Here is a 19158-nt window from a genome sequence, read left to right as displayed (position 1 = left end):
GGACCACCAGAACTACAATATCCTCTTCCTCGGCAGCGTAAGATGTGTATAAGAAACCGGCCCTTAACTCACAACAGCGTAAACTCACATCCTTGTTTGTATGTTTCCGCTTTATGTCGGCTCACTTTTCTATTCATGACCGACAATATAATTATTTACTCAAGTTCCTGCATGTATTCATCAAGTAGATCGTCGTCATCTTCATTTTGAGGAATATCGCCATCATATACTTTGTAATCCATATGCTGAAAATATGCATCCTTGACAAAAATATATGGATCGAGCGCATTATCAACCAATCTCTCCTGATCGATTGCAGATGCCCTTTGGTGCAGGCTTTTAAGACCCCACTTTAGCACTGTCTGCCAAAATGTTAGCTCTGATAAAGGAAAGTATAGATCATCAACCCAATCAGATGCGAGTTCTCTTGTAACATAGGGACCTATAAAAGGCGCCATGAAATAGGGACCGTTAGGAACGCCGTAATAACCTAGCACTTCGTTGAAGTTATCTTGCTTACGTGTCATGCCCATCATTTCAGCAACATCTACCACGCCTAATAAGCCTAAAGTGGTGTTGACGGTAAAACGACCACCTGCATTTGCGGCCCAGCCCCACTTGCCTTGCAACGTATTATTGACAATACTGCTTGGCTCCTCGAGGTTAAGCACAAAATTATTAATGCCACTTTTAACCGGGCGCGGCACATAGTCGTTATAACCATGCGCGACTGGCCGATAAAAATATCGATCTAGGTACAAATAGTTGAGATCCCACATGGCTCGGTTAAACCCCTCAATAGGGTCTCGCGGGTCATTGTAGGTGACTGTTACTTCATTACCTTCCGTGGTGTTATCTTCTGCAGCTATGGTAGAAAATCCAACTATCGCCAGAGAAAGCACAATCCATTTACACTTCATAATTGTCTCTTTGAAAAAGGGGCTAAATTTCTTACTGCGACTGTTCGACTAAAGTCTTTTCAGTTTGCTGCCGATACAGTGATAAGACCGCATCATTAAGCTATATCTAACGTTATAAACGATAAATATTATGATTGCCCGAGTAAGACGGCATAGGATACTCAGTACAGCCGCTAGGTCAAACATAATATTGTGATAATACATATCGATTTATTGGGTAAAACAGGACCGACTTTTGGATAACGTTGTTAACTCAGTTTCAGCTGCTGTAAAAGTGGATAAGGCGTCCATAAATGTGCCGTTATCAGCCAGTTCAACTTCGCTTATTCCTGTCACAGCGACAATGAGCAAAAATGGTACGCTGCTGCAATTTTCAGGACAAACACATACCGTCATACTGGAAACGCCGCATGCTGCACAACTGCTGACTAAAGCACATTCTTTCCTACTTAATATAGTGCAGCAAAATACGCTTGCCACTAATGCGACCCAGATGCAGTTGCTTACCATAGGTCAATCTCTCTATTTTCCTATGCCTAAGGCGATGTTAGCACTCGCAAACCGAAATAATATTTCTGAACGAAAGCTACTCAATCTTGGCAGAAAAGCTGAGGGGTACTTGTTACCGAATGCCAAAAACCAAGGGACTGAACTGCAGTTTAATAATGGACCCAATCTAACGCTGCTGATGCTAGCCTCGCTACCCGATGGTGAGTACTCCGTCGCCATCAAAACGAAAGAGCAGCAACTGTTACTCAAACTGTCGCCTATTCAAGCTAAGCTCCCCATCAGTTTTGACGGTCAACTTAAGCATAATAACCTGCAGCAAAATGCACACGACTTGGCTCAATCCACAGTGCAAACAGGTAAAGCTAAAACCAATGTTAACTATGAATATCAACAGCTATTCAAACAACTTGAAAATACCCCATTACCCAGATCACTTGCCTCATCACCATTAGAGTCAAAAAGCTCAGCAAGCTCATTGGCTGTGAGTCATAGCAAAAACCAGCCCAATATCCAGAGTCAGTCCACCAATCAAAACCACAACCTTTATTTGGCATCAGCATTAGCAAAAGCGGGCGGATTGCCAAGAGCATCCGTTAAGCACTGTTCGCCGCTAACAAGCTTGGCAAGTTCACTGTTTAAATTAATACCAAAACTGACCCCTGAATCAATACCGTTGTTAAGTGAGCCCAAAAGGCTACAACAAGCACTGTTGAGCCTCACTAAACTCAACGTTGACCCTGCCACATGGAATACGGCACCTACCACCCATATCAGCAGCTTAAGTTTACTGTGCCAGCTTATGCTCGGCCATGCAGCCATAAACCAAGGGTTAAGCCCCGCATTGCAAGACAGGCTGGCGTTGTTACAAGCCCAACTTGGACTTTCACCGCAGCTATTGTCATTACTTGAAGCAACGAGCACCCATACCTCTTTGGCAAGTTTACTCAACAACCTAAATCTATATCAGCAGCAATCAGGCACACTCGACGGTGTTAACCATTGGTACTTTGCCTTGCCCTACTCCATCAATCATTATCAAGAGCAGTTTGAAGGCCATTTTGAGCAGGTAGAAGATCAATCTAAACGCAGTGATAAATGGACACTCAGACTCAAATTTAACTTGTCTGGCGGTCCCTTATTGATCACAGCAACTGCGCATGCTGCTGAAACAACAGACCATCAGTTACGCTTATCGGTCGATTTTGCCAGTGATAGTGAAACACTGTTAAACAAAGTTAAATTACTCAGCCCGAGTCTTAGCAGTAAAGTCGAGCAGTTAGGAATATCAATTAGCAGCGTAAACACTCACAAGCAATCGGTACCTGCCACTTTACTTCCAGGTGAGCACTACCTCGTTAAAGTGAAAGTGTAATTATGCCAATAGAAAACTAAAAAGGTGTTAGATGAGTAACCATGAACAGCCAACCAAAGCCGTTGCATTAAAATACGATAAAGGCTCAGCTCCGACGGTATCCGCTATAGCTGAAGATGCATTAGCGCAAGAGATGATTGCTTTGGCCGAAGAAGCTGGCGTTTATATTCATCAAGATGAACACTTATGTGATTTTTTACACAAGCTGGAAGTGGGTGACGCGATCCCTAAAGAGCTCTACTTGCTTATCGCAGAGCTGATCGCGTTTGCTTATGTGCTTGATGGCAAGTTTCCAGAGAAATGGAACAACATGCATCAGAAAATAATGGAAGAGGTTTAAAGCTAAGACGGCAAAGTCTTAGACGAACGGCCGATGGCCTTACGGCACGCGACTTCGTCACTACGGAACGCTTCGCTTACGGTAAAAACTAGCAAAGACGGTAAAGTCTTAGACGAACGGCCGATGGCCTCACGGCACGCGACTTCGTCACTACGGAACGCTTCGCTTACGGTAAAAACTAGCAAAGACGGTAAAGTCTTAGACGAACGGCCTATGGCCTCACGGCACGCGACTTCATCACTACGGAACGCTTCGCTTACGGTAAAGTCTTAAATGAACGGCCTATGGCCTCACGGCACGCGACTCCGTCACTACGGAACGCTTCGCTTACGGTAAAAACTAGCTAAGACGGTAAAGTCTTAGATGAACGGCCGATGGCCTTACGGCACGCGACTTCGTCACTACGGAACGCTTCGCTTACGGTAAAAACTAGCAAAGACGGTAAAGTCTTAGACGAACGGCCGATGGCCTTACGGCACGCGACTTCGTCACTACGGAACGCTTCGCTTACGGTAAAAACGAGAAAAATGGTAAAGTCTTAGATGAACGGCCGACGGCCTTACGGCACGCGACTTCATCACTACGGAACGCTTCGCTTACGGTAAAAACTAGCAAAGACGGTAAAGTCTTAGACGAACGGCCGATGGCCTTACGGCACGCGACTTCGTCACTACGGAACGCTTCGCTTACGGTAAAAACTAGCAAAGACGGTAAAGTCTTAGACGAACGGCCGATGGCCTTACGGCACGCGACTTCGTCACTACGGAACGCTTCGCTTACGGTAAAGTCTTAGATGAACGGCCTATGGCCTCACGGCACGCGACTCCGTCACTACGGAACGCTTCGCTTACGGTAAAAACTAGAAAAGAGCAAAGCGACGGTATAAATGCCGACCTTCTCAGTTTATTCGGCTCTAACCCGGCTTTTAACCGATTCTCACCGTCTTAGCTCTACCGGCCTTTAATCAGCTCTAACCCGGCTTTTAATCAGCTTTTACCGACTCTTACTGTTCTTTCCATGCAAATGGATCAGCAATTCGGCTTCCGCTTTCGGTAGCTCACACTCTTGGATCAGCTCGTCAATTCCAGCGCCAAGACTGACCATTTTCATCGCCCGGGAATACAATCGGGTTTGTGGATCTTGTTGATTGGCTTCGTCAAGTTTGACATCTTGCTGTTGCAGCTTCTTTTCCAGCTCTAGCACTCTGCGACCCACGCCAATAGTGCCACTTCTGAGCTCTTGAAGTTCTCGCTTAACCGCTTCTCTTTGCTTATCGCCATCTTTAACCAATAAGGTTAACGCCTCGACTTTTGTGCGCAGCTTTTCCGCCTGTTTTTGTAAAAACAGGCCGAGCAAGATACAGGTAACGACAAATAATATCGCAGCAGCAATAAGCAGTTCAGTTGTGATCATTAATGGCTCTTTTATTAAAAGGGATTAAAATCTAAGACGAACGCTTCGCTTACGTATAACGGAACGCGACTGCGTCACTACGGAACGCTTCGCTTACGGAAAAAGCAGAAAAGCTTAAAACAAAATACAGCTAAGCTCCAGCAAACTTCTTCCATCTCTACTTCATCGTCTTAGTTTGTACCAGCTTTTCCGTCTCAGCTTATACCGTCTCAGCCCGAACCGTCTTTAAACCGGCTCTTAACCGGCTCTTAACCGGCTCTTAACCGATCATCGTCTCAGCACTATCGGCTTTTATTCGGCTCTTTACCGGCTTTCAAGTCTCAGCTCGAACCGTCTCTAAACCGGCTTTTATTCGGCTCTTTACCGGCTTTCAAGTCTCAGCTCGAACCATCTCAGCACTATCCGGCTTTAAACTGGCTTTAAAGTCTCTGCTCGAACCGGCTTTTACTTCATTAAATCTCTGTCAATTCCATCCACTCTTCATCTGACAGTAGCTTATCTAAATCAACTAAGATTAATAGCTCGTTCTCACGATTGCTCACGCCTTGGATAAACTTAGTACTCTCTTCAGTACCCACATTCGGTGCATTATCAATCTCTGAACGGCGAAGATAAACAACTTCTGCAACGCTATCGACCAAAATGCCAATAACTTGCTTTTCAGCTTCGATAATCACAATACGAGTAGCATCATTAACGTCTGCCGAGGCGAGACCAAAACGTGAACGCGTATCGATAACCGTCACTACATTACCACGTAGATTAATGATCCCGAGGACATAGAGCGGTGCACCTGGAACGGGAGCTATGTCGGTATAACGCAGCACTTCTTGTACCTGCATTACATTGATGCCATAAGTTTCGTTATCTAACTTAAAAGTCACCCATTGTAATACTGCATCGTCATTACTGCCTGCTACAGCTGCACTATTTGAACTTTTCATAATCGCCTCAATCAATAGCACTATGACTATCTATTTAAATTTCAGAATAAGCATATCTTTCTATGCACTTCAAACCAATCAATTTAATATCGAAATATTACCGACCTAACCCTTTTATCGGCCTTTGGTCGTATTTCTAAACTGGCATTTTAAAATAATGCCAGCCTACGCTATTTATCTTCAAACTAGCCTTGGCTACCGAGACCTGAATCTAGCATCGCAACCAAAGCTTCTACATTTAAAATGCCACACATTTGCTCTTTAACCACGCCCGCAAGCCAAGGTCTTTTCCCTGCTTGGCTGCGCCAATTAACTTGAGACTTATGAATTTTCACGGTATTGACCAGTGATTCACACGTTAAGCCCCAGTTGCTGTCTTGCAGTACCACGATGTATTTATAGGCAACATTTTGCGCTAATGTTTGATCATACTTTTCAGGCATCACCCAAGCACAGGTATCCACTATATTAAGTTGTGCTTCCCGATGTAGCTGTACGCCTAAATACCAATGAGGTCGGCCCATTAAATGATTAATACGTTCAATATTGACTATCCCGCCTAAACTCACTAACGGTACCGCTAATGTCAGCCCGGCAACTTTAAAAAATAGCACCTGGAACTCATCATCTAATTGCTCAATCAAGTCTGTAGTGATACTGGCCGCCACTGACGGCGCTGCAGCATGCTTAACTTTTTTGAGATCAATGCTTTCTGCTAATGGGTTGAGGGCTGTTTGTTCTGGTAACGCAGGCTTTTGCGGCTGAAGTATTGTTGCTTGAGCTGAATTAACGTTTGCATCTTGATGACTAAGTTCAAGCTTTGGTTCAAATTCAGGTTTTGGCTCTATCTTGAGTTCTAATGCCGACACTGGTGCTAATAACTGAGCTAGCGCTTGCTGATTGATACGTGCTTCAACCTCTACAGGAGCAAACTCTTTACTCTGCGCCGCAGTGTCATTTTGTCGTAGCCGACTTGGCTCAGCGCGCAAATGGGAACTGTCTACACTGCTGGTGTCTGTAGCTGCGTCATCAACCGTTGGAGCATCATTAAGCAGTAAAGCGAAATAATCACATACCGCGTCATCAACCATTTTTGACATGGGAAAAATCCTTCGCGAGCAAATAATCAAGTAATCGCTCGTAAGCTTTAACACCACGGCTGCGCGGTGCATAATGTGAAGCAGGTAAATGACTCAAGCTTGCATCTCTAAATTTAGTGTCTACGGGAATAACATCATCCCAAAGATTGTCATGGTAATCTTGATTCAATTGCAACAACGCTGCGGTACTTGCGCGGGTGCGTTTATCAAACATGGTTGGCACGATGGAATAGCTATATTGGACTTTTTTAGATCGCCCCATAAGGATCATGGTTTTAACCATGCGATCAAGCCCCTTAATCGCTAGATATTCGGTTTGCACTGGCACGATAATATGCTGACTGGCCGCTAAAGCATTCACCATCAACACACCTAACACTGGCGGGCAGTCGATTAATACCACATCATATTGGTCGTCTAACAGCGCGAGAGCCTTCGTTAAAATCAGCCCCATGCCCTCTTGATGACCCAAGCTCCTATCTAAGGTCGCTAATGCCATCGTTGACGGAATTAAGTCGAGTCCAGCAACATTTGTAGGCACAATATAATTGCCAATATTTTGTTTGGTTAAACTTTTATTCGCTAAGAACAGATCGTATAAGGAACAAGGGATCTCCTCACTATCAATCCCTAAATAGTAACCTAAAGAGGCATGCGGATCGGTGTCGACCATCAATACGCGCTTACCTCTTTTGGTAAATACGCCAGCTAAACTAGCAACAGTCGTTGTTTTACCAACGCCGCCTTTCTGGTTTGCTATGGTCCAAATTTTCAAAATGATCCTTATGATGGGTCAGCCATCGCCTTAAGAGGTACTTTAACTCGCACTTAACCGACTGTTACTCTTCTAGCGCTCGAGTTGTGATCCTGATCCCACCATGAGGGAGACTTATCAGTTTCACCCCATCTTCAGCGATGGTTACCCTCTTCGCTTTTACAGGAAGAGTCAGTTGCGGCTCATCAAGTATCACCTCAGCACCTTTACTATCGGCATCTATTATCGCTAACGGCGGGGTTTCACCCTTAATATCAACAGCGACTCGGTCTTTGGTAATATTTGTCGCAATCTTGTCGCTATCACTCGCTCGTTCATCGATAGTATTAGCGGTAACCTCTTGGATTATTTGTTTAGCAATATTCACAGCGCCGAGTTGTGTTGTTGCTGTGTTGATCGTGATAGCGCCATTATCTGGTGCAACACTTTCCAAACGAGCGACACTCTCGGCACGACCATCGCCTAGCGGCATGGTCGTTATCTCTCCCTTGCGGGCTCGCTCAGCATATGACTGCACAAAAACGGGATTATTCGCCATCCATTGAGCCATAACTTCGGCTTGTTCATCTGGCACCATAAACAAAATTTGACTGTTTTTTAATTCTGTAACTTCACCAACGAGCAACTGATGTTTATATCTGAGCTCCAAATAAAGCGAACCCAAGGTAAATACAGCGATACTGAGTAAAAAGATCAGCAACAATGACACCGTATTAACTGCGCCTTTGATGCTTTTTTTACCCCGTAAATACTGCAATTGACTAGCCATGGAACGTCTCTCTTAGTATCGATTCCGCCATTTGGTCGATGCTAATGGACTTTGTTGAGATACCGCTATTCGTCACAGCCTGAGGCATGCCGTAAACCACACAACTTGCTTCATCTTGCGCCCAGATATTGGCACCTGCCGTTTTCAGCATGCGTGCCCCTTCTCGCCCATCTGCGCCCATGCCCGTTAATACCACTGCTAGCACATCGCCACCAAACACCTTAGATGCTGAGGCGAAGGTTATATCAACGCTGGGCTTGTAATTCATTTCAGGCTTACCAGCCAGCACTTTAATGCGGCCAAAACTGCCACCACGTTCAAGCATCATCTGCATACCGCCTGGCGCCAAATAGGCACAACCCGCACGCAGTTGATCGCCGTTTTGAGCCTCTTTGACCTCGATCTTACATAGGCTATTGAGGCGGGTTGCAAAAGTCGGTGTAAACGCCGCGGGCATATGTTGAATAAGGATGATCGGGTACGGATAGTTTGCCGGCAGTTGGATTAGCACTTTTTGAAGTGCAACGGGCCCGCCGGTTGAGGTGCCGATAAGCAACGCTTTGTATTTCTTGCCACTGGCACGCGCAACGACCGTTGAACGGCTACTCGCCCGTTCAGCTACCACTGGTGATGGCGATGAAGCACTCGCTATAATTCCTGAGCGCATAGGCGCTAGCGGTTGCGCCGTGCTAGTGCGTGTTCTTGTAGTAACAGTTTGTGGCCTCACAGCGGGTCTGAATAAACGACGACGCCCTAAGGTTTTAATCCGCTGCTGTAATAATGCAATTGCATCATCTTTATTGGTTGCGATGTCTTCAAAACGCTTGGGGAGAAAGTCGAGCGCTCCCGCTTCAAGTGCATCTAATGTCGCTTTAGCGCCGTCGTGAGTTAATGATGAAAACATCAAAATGGGGACCGGCCTATTAGCCATAATCTGCTTAACGGCAGTGATCCCATCCATGACTGGCATCTCAATATCCATTGTTATCACATGTGGATTAAGCTCGGCAGCGAGTTTAACGGCTTCTGCGCCATTGACTGCGGTACCCACGACTTCAAGCTCTGGATCTTGACTGACTATCTCACTAACGCGTCGTCGAAAAAAACTCGAATCGTCGACAACTAGTACTTTAATGCCCATTTAAATTCCTATAACGCATGGGGTTACTGCTTTGCCACTATACAAAAAGGAATAAGTGAAAGTAGACTTTCTGCTTATTCCTTTATTGAAACGCTAGCTTTTATTGCGAGCGTAGTGCTTTAGTAGTCCTGGAACGTCCAAAATCAGCGCGATACCACCGTCGGAGGTTATTGTTGCCCCCGCCATTCCCGGCGTACCATGTAACAAGGTGCCCAGTGGTTTAATGACCACCTCTTCTTGTCCTATTAATCCATCAACTACAAACCCTATTTGCATCGTTCCCAACTGCACTATCACCACGTGTCCATGTTGTTTGTCACCATGGACTAACGTTGAGCGACTGTGAGCAAGCCAATGCTCTAAATAAAACAGCGGTACTGCTTTATTACGCACGATAACCGTTAATTGGCCATCAACTACATTGGTTTTAGTGAGATCTAAGTGGAATATTTCACTCACGCTAGACAGGGGTAATGCAAATACTTGTTCGGCAACTTCAACCATAAGCGTGGGCATAATCGCCAAGGTGAGCGGCACTTTAATCTCTAAACGTGTCCCTTTACCTTTAAGCGAGTCGATGTAAACCGTACCGTTCAATTGGGTAATACGGGTTTTAACAACGTCCATGCCAACGCCACGACCGGATATGTCCGAGACTTCTACTTTAGTAGAGAAACCGGGGGCAAAAATCAGATTATAAGCTTCTTCGTCAGTCATTCGCGCTGCGGCATCCGCGTCAAGCACACCGCGGCTAATAGCGATATCTTTAAGCTTTTGCGGATCCATTCCCGCGCCATCATCCTCAATTTTCAGTAGGATATGGTCGCCTTCTTGGCTAGCAGAGAGCGTAATAGTGCCTGATCGAGGTTTGCCGCTTGCCTCACGTTCATCTGGCATTTCAATACCATGATCAACGGAGTTTCTGACCAAATGCACTAACGGATCAGCTAACGCTTCAACTAAGTTTTTATCAAGGTCGGTATCTTCACCCACCATAATAAGGTCAATTTCTTTATTGAGGGTACGAGCCAAGTCTCTCACCACGCGTGGAAAACGGCCAAAGACTTTCTTAATCGGTTGCATACGCGTTTTCATTACCGCGCCTTGCAAGTCAGCGGTAACCAAATCTAGGTTTGCCAGTGCCTTAGACATCTCTTCGTCATCACGGGAGACTCCAAGGCTCAACAAGCGATTACGAACCAGTACTAACTCACCGACCATGTTCATTATCTGATCAAGTCTTGAAGTATCGACGCGTACCGTCGTTTCTGCTTGCGGGGTATTAGCCGCAGGCTTAGCTTTGGCTTGAACCGCGGGTTTTGGTGTTGGAGCGACCACAGCTGCTTGCTGTGACGTGGTAATGGCTTGCACTACGGGCGCAGAACTTGCTTGTGATGCTTGAGTGACTTCAGTCACCGCTCCTGGACTACTGCCAGCACCATGAAGTTCATCAAGTAAGCGTTCAAACTCATCGTCGCTGATTTCATCAGAATCCACAACGTGCGCGGGTTCTGCTACAACGGCTGGCGCTGAGGGGGCTTTAAACTGACCCGAGCCATGCAATTCATCAAGTAACGATTCAAACTCGTCGTCGGTGATGTCGCTAGTACTTGCGCTCGCTACATTAACGCTATCAGCCGCGGTATTCGCGCTAGGGCTATTACCATTGCCATGCAAAGCATCGAGCAAAGCTTCAAATTCAGCGTCGTTGATGTCGTCAATACTGCCGCCACTGGTAATGTCTACTGCCGCTGTAATAGGGGCAACTACGGTTTCGATAATCGTTGCTTCTTCAACATCAGCAGTTGTTTGATCCACTTGAGCATCCGCTAACTCTGAAGGCAATAATTGCCCTGCACTGAGTGTTTTAAGCTGCGCTAACAAGTTCGGATCCGCTGGAGACTGAGGCTGATCTGCCTGAGTTTCAGCAAACATAGTATTGATGGCATCGACCGCTTGTAAAATAACGTCCATTAAATTAGCACTGACTTGTCGCTTGCCAGTACGCAATAGATCGAAGGTATTTTCAGCTTCATGGCAAACATCTACCATTGGAGTCAAACTGAGGAAACCTGCACCACCTTTTACCGTGTGGAACCCTCTAAAAATGGCATTGAGCAGATCGGTATCGTCAGGGTTATTTTCTAACGTGACTAGTTGTTCTTGTAGAAGCTCTAAAATCTCACCGGCTTCGATCAAAAAGTCCTGCAGTATCTCTTCATCAACATCAAAGGACATTCTTTTGACTCCTTTAAAAACCTAAGCTCGAAAGCAGATCGTCAACTTCATCTTGACCCGTCACAACATCCTGACGTTTTTCTGCATTCATAATAGGACCTTCAGCTTCAACATCGAGCAAGGGTGTACTTTCTGCAATTGACGCAGGTTGCTCACCAAAGACGGTTAACATAGAAACCAAGCTACTTTCCACTTCTCTGACGAGTTCAATTACACGACGGATCATTTGGCCAGTTAGGTCTTGGAAGTCTTGTGCTAGTAGTATTTGATTAAGCAGTTCTCTGACTCGACTTGCGTCCGATTCACTTCTATCGACAAATTGTTGAATATCATGGCACAGAGCTTTAAATTCATTTAATGGCAGTTCACGGCGCATGAGTTTGTCCCAAGCCGGTTTCACTGCCTGAATATTATCACTTAATGCATTTGCTAAAGGTAAACACTCTTCAACCGCATCCATGGTCTTATTAGCCGCTTGCTCTGTCATCTCGATGACATAGGTCAAACGCTCTTTGGCATCTGGAATTTCGGTATTCGCTAGCTCTACCAAGCGGTTGTCCACTTGAAAGTCTACGATAGCACTGTGAAGTTGGCGCGTTAAACGACCCACTTCATCGAAGAGTTCTTTTTGAATAGGTGAAGCTATTTCTCTCACCAATTCATCGGCTTGTGCTTGCTCGCCATCACGAAGTAACGCGACGAGACTCTCAGCTTGCTCGAGAGTAATGAGCCCTGAAGTATATTGCTGCATTGCTCATCCTTGCTTAACCTAAGCGCTCAAAAATCTTCTCTAATTTTTCTTTTAGCGTTGCTGCAGTAAAGGGTTTAACTACATACCCATTTACCCCAGCTTGCGCGGCTGCAATAATCTGCTCGCGTTTAGCTTCCGCTGTCACCATCAGTACTGGAAGGTGCTTTAAGTTATCATCAGCACGAATCGCCTTTAATAAGTCAATACCTTGCATTCCAGGCATGTTCCAGTCGGTGACGACAAAATCGAAATCACCCTTCTGTAACATAGGTAAGGCTGTCGAACCGTCATCTGCTTCTTGGGTATTATTAAATCCCAAGTCTCGCAACAAGTTCTTGATGATACGTCTCATTGTTGAAAAATCATCAACAACAAGAATCTTCATATTCTTGTTCAAGGTTTCCTCCGCGGAGCTTATTTTTTATGTTCGTTTATTGTTATGTTTGCGTCCAGTGCTTGAGTTTACCTTTGAGTCTTAGCATCGCCTGACTATGGATCTGGCTAACTCTAGACTCACTGACCTCAAGAATGGCCCCAATCTCTTTTAAATTTAATGCTTCATCGTAATACAATGACAATACCAGCGCATCTCGTTCTGGTAATAGCTTTATCCCCGCCACTAATGCTGAATGAAATTCAACTTTAGCTAACGACTCATAGGCTACATCATCTTGGTTATCGTCGTGGTTAACCACATCAACGGCAACGCCTAAATCTTCTATCCCGACCACTTTACCCACAGACACATCATTCAAAATTCTGTAGTAATCTTCGAGCGGCATCTCTAGTCGCTCGGCGATTTCGGGATCACGTGCATCACGCCCAAGCTCTTGGCCTAATTCATCAATCACTTGTGCAACGCGACGTTGATTACGATGTACCGATCTAGGTACCCAATCGCCGCGTCTTATTTCATCTAACATAGAGCCACGAATTCTGATCCCGGCAAAGGTTTCAAATTTCGCGCCTTTACTACCATCAAACTTCGATGAAGCCTCTAACAGCCCCATCATACCCGCTTGCAGTAAATCATCTAACTGCACCGACGCCGGTAAGCGCGCCAATAAATGATGGGCAATTCTTTTTACTAGCGGTGCATACTGTTCAACGATAGAGGTCTTATTATCAAAACGAGTATACGCGGCCGCTTTATTCACCAGACTTATCCTCATTATAATCAGGACGTTGCACCAATCGTTCAACAAAGAACTCTAGGTGTCCACCTGGTTGAGAAGGTATAGGCCAGCTCAATATTTTATTCGCGAGTCCATGATAAGCAATCGCTGCTGGAGACTTGGGAAACATCTCCACAATCAACTTTTGCTTTCTGACAGACTTACGTAAATTCTCATCGAAAGGTACAGTCGCGACCAACTCAAGGGCAACATCCAGAAATCTGTCTGTTACTTTACTTAACTTGGCGAATAGCTCCATCCCTTCTCGCAAACTCCGCACCATATTGGCGACAATTTTGAAACGGAACACACCGTGTTCGCGGCTCAAAATTTTAATCAATGCATAGGCATCGGTAATCGACGTTGGTTCATCACACACCACAATTAACACATCTTGTGATGCACGAGAAAAACTCAGCACCATGTCGGAAATACCCGCAGCGGTATCCACAATTAAGATGTCAAACTGGGTTTTCATCTCACTAAAGGCACGAATTAAACCCGCATGCTGTGCCTGAGTCAGTTCGACCATAGATTGAGTGCCAGAAGTCGCTGGAATGATCCCAATGCCTTTTGGTCCTCTTAAGATGACATCATCTAATTCGGCATCTCCAGACAAAACATGAGATAAATTTTTATCTGCGCGCAAACCTAGCATCACATCGACGTTCGCTAGACCCAAATCCGCGTCCAAAACCACAACACGTTTGCCCTTTTCTGCTAACGCGACAGCCGTGTTAATTGACACGCTGGTTTTACCAACGCCACCTTTACCACCTGATACGGCGATAACTTTTACTTTTGCATTGTTTGGCTGATTCATCATACGTAAACCGCTTGCTTGATCGGGAGTCATGTTTTTACTCGAATGCATGGGTCATCTCTTGTGACCGTTCACTATTATGTAATGGTTCTAATTGTTCGTTATCTAACACCGCTAATGCTCGATTGGCTAAAGCTAATGTGTCAGCCACTTGCATATCTTCTGGAACGCGTTGTCCATCAGTCACATAACTCAAAGGTAACCCACTTTGGATCAATACACTTAGCGCTGGCGCTAATGACACTGATTCATCTAACTTCGTCAGTACCGCGCCGGAAAGCGGGATACGGGTAAACTGTTTTACAGCATCTTCTAATACGCGACGCTGACCAGTGGCAGACATTACCAGATAACTACGGATAGGTATTCTGCTATTTGCAGTTAAATTATCGAGTTGCTGGAAGAGTCGCAGATCTCGCTGCCCCATGCCTGCGGTATCAATCAAAACCAACTTACGATTTCTAAATTGATACAGAATCTGTTCTAACTCATTAGAATCATGAGCCTGCTTAACTGGACAGCCCATTATTTTGCCATAGGTTGCCAATTGCTCAAAGGCACCAATGCGATAATGGTCCGTGGTAATCAGTCCGACTTGATCTGAGCCATGATGCGCGGCAAATCTGGCCGCCAATTTGGCAATTGTCGTCGTTTTACCCACCCCAGTTGGGCCCACAAATGCCACAACACCACCTTGACGTACAATATCGTCGCCTTGGTTGTCGAGCAAATTCGCTAAACTGCGCGGTAAAGAGGCCACTAATTCTGCTGGACTGTAATGTTCACTCAAACTTGACAATTTTTTGGCGATTGCGGGTGAAAACTCAGCTTCAAGCAATTTGCTTTCTAACATTGCGCCGACAGGATCGATACGTTTCTTTTGCTCAGACATTAACGCGCTAACTTGATGAGTCAATAAGCTACGAATTGACGCGAGCTCCTCTTTCATCACGTCCATTTCTGCACTGTTATTTTGCTTTTGAGGACTAAAACTGTCTGGTGCCCTATTCGGCGTAAATTCAGCCTTAAGCGGTTGCTTAGTTTGCGGAATTTGGGCTTGTAATCCCTTAGCCCATTGCGGCATATCGAGCTCTTCGCTGCCCGTTGCCGATGTTTGCTGGCTCATGCGGCTTTGCTGACGTTCAAGCAGGGCTTGCAGTGAATCGGGAGCCAGCGCTGGCTTAATGCGCGTTTCCGTCTTTATATTCGCCCGCGAACCTAAGGTAACTTTTTCATCGCTAAGGTCGGTAAATGCTGCAGGAGACGGCGCTGCTGCAGGGATCTGTGGTTTTGGATCGTCATAATCTACCGCCGCGACAATTTCAATGCCGCCGGTCACTTTCTTATTCGACATGATCACAGCGTCTGAACCCAAAGTTTCTTTAACTTGAGCTAGGGCCGAGCGCATATCTTTTGCAAAAAATCTTTTAATCTTCAATTATTCGCCCTCTACTGCCCAACAGCGGATACGATGCGTATCTGTTTTTCATCAGGTACCTCTTGATAAGAGATCACCCTCAGGTTTGGAATCGTATGCTTAACAAATCTTGATAACGTCGAACGTAGCATGCCAGATGTTAATAATATTGCGGGTTGACCGACCATTTCCTGGCGCTGTGTGGCATCAACCAATGACTTCTGCATACGCTCTGCAAGGCTGGGTTCAATATTAGGACCGTCGCCTCCCGTTGCTTGCATAGACTGATGCAACATTTGTTCCAACTCTGGCGCCAAAGTAATGACAGGGATTTCCAGTTCTGGTCCGCTGATCTCTTGTACGATCATTCTCTTTAACGCTATTCGCACAGCGGCAGTGAGCACTTCGGTGTCAGCGCTCTTAGGCCCATACTCTAACAATGTTTGTACGATGGTCTTCATGTCTCTAATAGACACGCCTTCATTTAATAAGTTTTGCATCACCTTAACCACGGTTCCCAGAGACATTACATCAGGAATAAAGCCATCAACCAACTTAGGTGCGTTTTTAGCCAACATATCCAGTAGTTGCTGAACCTCTTCATAACCCAATAACTTAGAGGCATTATTGGTAAGCAGCTGGCTGATGTGAGTGGCCACTACCGTGGCAGCGTCTACCACGGTATAGCCTAGAGTCTGTGCATGCTCTCTAAGCTCTGGCGCAATCCATACGGCTTCTAAACCAAAGGCAGGATCGGTGGTTTCAATACCATCGAGCTTGCCAAAAACTTGTCCGGGGTTAATCGCTAGCTCGCAATCATGACGAATTTCGCCTTCACCAGATGAAACCCCCATTAATGAGATCCGATACGCGTTAGGCGACAGGTCTAAATTATCGCGAATATGTACCGCTGGCACTAAAAAACCTAACTCTTGCGACAACTTTTTACGCACGCCTTTAATTCTGCCGAGTAGCTCACCGCCCTGGCCTTTGTCTACCAGCGGGATCAAACGATAACCGACCTCAAGACCAATGGTGTCAACGTGTTGAACATCATCCCAGCTTAATTCTTTAGGTTGGGTATCACGCTTTTCAACGGGGCCAGTTTTCGCCAACTCCAATGCACGCTCGCGGTCAGTCTCTTTCTTTTTCTTAATTAAGTAAGCAGAGCCGCCAGCAACAACAGCAAGCGATATAAACACCAAGTGTGGCATGCCCGGCACGATACCCATTACAAACATAACCGCTGCGGCAATGGCAAGCGCTTTGGGGCTGTCAAACATCTGGCTCATCATCATTTCGCCCATATCGCCCGATTCATTTTGGCGAGTCACCATTAAGGCGGCGGCAATTGACAACAAAAGACCAGGGATCTGAGCGACGAGGCCATCACCAATGGTGAGTAGCGTATAAATTTCTATAGCATCGGAAAAACTAAGCCCGTGCTGCGCCATACCGATGACAAAACCGCCAAGAATATTAATCACTAAAATCATTATTCCTGCAATCGCATCACCTTTTACAAATTTTGACGCACCGTCCATCGCACCATAGAAATCGGCTTCACGGGTCACTTCTGCACGTCTGACACGGGCTTCCTCTTGGCTTAACAGCCCGGCATTGAGGTCAGCATCGATGGCCATCTGCTTACCCGGCATGGCATCTAGCGTAAAGCGAGCACTAACTTCAGAGATACGGCCAGCACCTTTGGTCACTACCGCGAAGTTGATGATAATTAGAATTAAAAACACCACTAGACCCACGGCATAGTTACCGCCAATCACCACAGAGCCAAAGGCTTCAATGACTTTACCTGCGGCATCACCACCATTGTGGCCTTCAAGTAATACCACTCGGGTAGAGGCAACGTTAAGTGCGAGTCGAAGTAAGGTTGCGATCAGCAGGACTGTCGGGAATGCGGCAAAATCAAGTGGACGGTCACTGTAAATAGCAACAAGCAACACCACTAAGGCAAGTGCTATGTTAAACGCAAACAGAATATCCAGCAGAAAAGCAGGCATGGGTAACGTGATCATAGCCAATGCGGCTAAAACCAATATAGGGGTACCCAATCCTTTAAAATGTGCGGGCTTTAATTGCTTTAATTGCCCTAGTCTTGCCTTAAGTTCCATTCACCCTGAGTCCAATCTTTGACGCTTGTTAGCTGTACTGCAAAATTAGTACCAATATTAACAAGATCAATCTGCTCACACCATAGAGCGGCGCACACTATAACCTGAAACGAATAACCAAAGAATGGACAACCAAACAACTGACTGTTTATTATACAATTTATAGCTGAGAAATGTGAGTTATAGCCGCTAGTGCTTCAACTCATCAGGAATAGGCTGTTTTGTGGGGACGGCATTAGGGCGACGCCCTTTACCTTTTTGGAATTGCCGAAGCTGAAATACATACGCAAGCACCTGAGCAACCGCGGTAAATAGACCTTCCGGGATCTCTTGATCTATTTTAGTCGTATGGTAGATAGCACGCGCTAATGGCGCTGCAGTGACAATAGCTACATTATGCTCTCGGGCTATTTCGCGGATCTTAAATGCCACTTCATCGACCCCTTTAGCCACCACAAAAGGGGCTGTCGATTTGGTCGCATCATATTTCACCGCAACCGCGTAATGTTCGGGGTTAACCACAATAACATCGGCATTGGGCACTTCGCCCATCATACGGCGCTGAGCCATCTCTTGTTGTAACTGGCGAATACGTCCCTTAACTTCCGGCTTACCTTCGGTATCTTTATATTCGTCTTTCACTTCTTGCTTGGTCATCTTCAGCTCTTTGCTGTGATTCCAAATTTGGTAGGGAACATCAATGGCAACAATTAAGAATGTTGATGCGCACAGCAAGATGAAAATCCATGAGACGAGATCAAGCGCGTGATAAATATTGCCGGGCAAGTGATCTTGCGACAGCATCAAAATATCATTCAGATAAATATTAAGGACTAAATAAGCCGTTATTGCCACAACGGAGAACTTCGCGATACCTTTAGTCAACTCCACCACAGCTTGCACACCGAACATGCGCTTTAAGCCTTTAGCTGGATTCATTTTACTGGATTTTGGCATGCAGGCTTTAGCAGAGAAAGACATGCCACCAAGTGCGATGTTGCCCACGAAAGCTATTAGGGCGAGAAATGCGATAAAACCCAACAACGGCGACGCTAACTCGTTACCGACCATGCTCCAGATATTCATCATTTGCCGCGTGTCAAAAATCTCTTCGCGGGTCATGACAAACAAGTTAGTCATAATGTTGTGCATCGCCTTGGCAATGCTCGGCCCAGTCATCACTAATCCCACAGCAGCCGCAATAAGCACTGCAGAGGTGCCTAAATCTTTGGAGCGTGCAACCTGCCCTTTGTCTTTGGCCTGTTGCAACTTCCTGGCGGTTGCTTCCTCTGTTTTTTCTTGGCTGCTGTCGTTCTCAGCCATTGTGACTGACCAGAG

Annotated in this window: 17 protein-coding genes; 2 read left to right on the top strand and 15 right to left on the bottom strand. The window is 45.7% G+C overall.

Going from position 1 to position 19158, the window contains the following annotated elements:
* Window positions 1-155: 155 nt before the first annotated feature.
* Window positions 156-920: an MlaA family lipoprotein gene (locus CXF82_RS14330; protein ID WP_101092190.1), complete on the bottom strand. Its 765-nt coding sequence runs from the start codon at window positions 918-920 to the stop codon at window positions 156-158.
* Window positions 921-1155: 235 nt separating this feature from the next.
* Between CXF82_RS14330 and CXF82_RS14325 the strand changes: the two genes are divergently transcribed.
* Window positions 1156-2802, top strand: a complete 1647-nt coding sequence (locus CXF82_RS14325) for a hypothetical protein (protein WP_102044422.1) — start codon at window positions 1156-1158, stop codon at window positions 2800-2802.
* A gap of 31 nt (window positions 2803-2833) precedes the next feature.
* Window positions 2834-3142 (top strand): EscU/YscU/HrcU family type III secretion system export apparatus switch protein, encoded by a 309-nt coding sequence (locus tag CXF82_RS14320; RefSeq protein WP_101092192.1) that lies wholly within the window; start codon window positions 2834-2836, stop codon window positions 3140-3142.
* 993 nt (window positions 3143-4135) lie between these two features.
* Here CXF82_RS14320 and CXF82_RS14315 read toward each other — a convergent pair.
* The 14 genes from CXF82_RS14315 to flhB form a co-directional block, all read right to left on the bottom strand.
* Window positions 4136-4552, bottom strand: coding sequence for a DUF2802 domain-containing protein (locus CXF82_RS14315; RefSeq protein ID WP_180961017.1), 417 nt, complete (start codon window positions 4550-4552; stop codon window positions 4136-4138).
* Window positions 4553-5007: 455 nt separating this feature from the next.
* Window positions 5008-5499 (bottom strand): chemotaxis protein CheW, encoded by a 492-nt coding sequence (locus tag CXF82_RS14310; protein WP_101092194.1) that lies wholly within the window; start codon window positions 5497-5499, stop codon window positions 5008-5010.
* 185 nt (window positions 5500-5684) lie between these two features.
* Window positions 5685-6599: a chemotaxis protein CheW gene (locus CXF82_RS14305; RefSeq protein WP_102044421.1), complete on the bottom strand. Its 915-nt coding sequence runs from the start codon at window positions 6597-6599 to the stop codon at window positions 5685-5687.
* Window positions 6583-7374: a ParA family protein gene (locus CXF82_RS14300; RefSeq protein ID WP_101092196.1), complete on the bottom strand. Its 792-nt coding sequence runs from the start codon at window positions 7372-7374 to the stop codon at window positions 6583-6585. Before CXF82_RS14300 ends, CXF82_RS14305 begins: the two co-directional genes overlap by 17 nt.
* A gap of 64 nt (window positions 7375-7438) precedes the next feature.
* A complete protein-coding gene (locus CXF82_RS14295; protein ID WP_102044420.1) occupies window positions 7439-8143 on the bottom strand; it encodes a hypothetical protein in 705 nt (234 codons plus the stop codon).
* Window positions 8136-9284 (bottom strand): protein-glutamate methylesterase/protein-glutamine glutaminase, encoded by a 1149-nt coding sequence (locus CXF82_RS14290; protein ID WP_101092198.1) that lies wholly within the window; start codon window positions 9282-9284, stop codon window positions 8136-8138. The genes CXF82_RS14295 and CXF82_RS14290 overlap by 8 nt, the downstream gene beginning before the upstream one ends.
* A gap of 93 nt (window positions 9285-9377) precedes the next feature.
* Window positions 9378-11522: a chemotaxis protein CheA gene (locus CXF82_RS14285; protein ID WP_102044419.1), complete on the bottom strand. Its 2145-nt coding sequence runs from the start codon at window positions 11520-11522 to the stop codon at window positions 9378-9380.
* A gap of 13 nt (window positions 11523-11535) precedes the next feature.
* Window positions 11536-12273 carry a protein phosphatase CheZ gene (locus CXF82_RS14280; protein ID WP_101092200.1) on the bottom strand — a complete coding sequence of 246 codons (738 nt, stop codon included), beginning with the start codon at window positions 12271-12273 and terminating at the stop codon, window positions 11536-11538.
* 13 nt (window positions 12274-12286) lie between these two features.
* Window positions 12287-12670, bottom strand: coding sequence for a chemotaxis response regulator CheY (cheY, locus tag CXF82_RS14275; protein WP_101092201.1), 384 nt, complete (start codon window positions 12668-12670; stop codon window positions 12287-12289).
* Between the two features lie 40 nt (window positions 12671-12710).
* On the bottom strand, window positions 12711-13430 hold the full coding sequence (locus CXF82_RS14270; RefSeq protein ID WP_101092202.1) for an RNA polymerase sigma factor FliA: 720 nt from the start codon (window positions 13428-13430) through the stop codon (window positions 12711-12713).
* Window positions 13423-14304 (bottom strand): MinD/ParA family protein, encoded by an 882-nt coding sequence (locus CXF82_RS14265; RefSeq protein ID WP_102044423.1) that lies wholly within the window; start codon window positions 14302-14304, stop codon window positions 13423-13425. Before CXF82_RS14265 ends, CXF82_RS14270 begins: the two co-directional genes overlap by 8 nt.
* Window positions 14305-14308: 4 nt before the next feature.
* Window positions 14309-15709: a flagellar biosynthesis GTPase FlhF gene (gene flhF, locus CXF82_RS14260; protein ID WP_102044418.1), complete on the bottom strand. Its 1401-nt coding sequence runs from the start codon at window positions 15707-15709 to the stop codon at window positions 14309-14311.
* A gap of 11 nt (window positions 15710-15720) precedes the next feature.
* The gene (gene flhA / locus CXF82_RS14255; protein WP_102044417.1) at window positions 15721-17820 is read right to left on the bottom strand and encodes a flagellar biosynthesis protein FlhA; all 2100 of its coding nucleotides are present in this window, start codon (window positions 17818-17820) and stop codon (window positions 15721-15723) included.
* 189 nt (window positions 17821-18009) lie between these two features.
* Window positions 18010-19143 carry a flagellar biosynthesis protein FlhB gene (gene flhB / locus CXF82_RS14250; RefSeq protein WP_102038493.1) on the bottom strand — a complete coding sequence of 378 codons (1134 nt, stop codon included), beginning with the start codon at window positions 19141-19143 and terminating at the stop codon, window positions 18010-18012.
* Window positions 19144-19158 lie beyond the last annotated feature (15 nt).

Source organism: Shewanella sp. GutDb-MelDb (assembly GCF_002836075.1).
Taxonomy (GTDB): domain Bacteria; phylum Pseudomonadota; class Gammaproteobacteria; order Enterobacterales; family Shewanellaceae; genus Shewanella.
The sequence above is the reverse complement of the archived record's forward strand: the minus strand, read 5'-3'. Positions and strand labels throughout refer to the sequence as shown.

What these genes read in the sequence shown, in the direction of transcription:
- CXF82_RS14320 (WP_101092192.1), top strand. Translation starts at nt 2,834, where the DNA reads ATGAGTAACCATGAACAGCCAACCAAAGCCGTTGCATTAAAATACGAT.
- CXF82_RS14295 (WP_102044420.1), bottom strand. Translation starts at nt 8,143, where the DNA reads ATGGCTAGTCAATTGCAGTATTTACGGGGTAAAAAAAGCATCAAAGGC.
- flhB (WP_102038493.1), bottom strand. Translation starts at nt 19,143, where the DNA reads ATGGCTGAGAACGACAGCAGCCAAGAAAAAACAGAGGAAGCAACCGCC.
- flhA (WP_102044417.1), bottom strand. Translation starts at nt 17,820, where the DNA reads ATGGAACTTAAGGCAAGACTAGGGCAATTAAAGCAATTAAAGCCCGCA.
- CXF82_RS14265 (WP_102044423.1), bottom strand. Translation starts at nt 14,304, where the DNA reads ATGACTCCCGATCAAGCAAGCGGTTTACGTATGATGAATCAGCCAAAC.
- CXF82_RS14310 (WP_101092194.1), bottom strand. Translation starts at nt 5,499, where the DNA reads ATGAAAAGTTCAAATAGTGCAGCTGTAGCAGGCAGTAATGACGATGCA.
- CXF82_RS14280 (WP_101092200.1), bottom strand. Translation starts at nt 12,273, where the DNA reads ATGCAGCAATATACTTCAGGGCTCATTACTCTCGAGCAAGCTGAGAGT.
- CXF82_RS14305 (WP_102044421.1), bottom strand. Translation starts at nt 6,599, where the DNA reads ATGTCAAAAATGGTTGATGACGCGGTATGTGATTATTTCGCTTTACTG.
- CXF82_RS14290 (WP_101092198.1), bottom strand. Translation starts at nt 9,284, where the DNA reads ATGGGCATTAAAGTACTAGTTGTCGACGATTCGAGTTTTTTTCGACGA.
- CXF82_RS14285 (WP_102044419.1), bottom strand. Translation starts at nt 11,522, where the DNA reads ATGTCCTTTGATGTTGATGAAGAGATACTGCAGGACTTTTTGATCGAA.
- CXF82_RS14330 (WP_101092190.1), bottom strand. Translation starts at nt 920, where the DNA reads ATGAAGTGTAAATGGATTGTGCTTTCTCTGGCGATAGTTGGATTTTCT.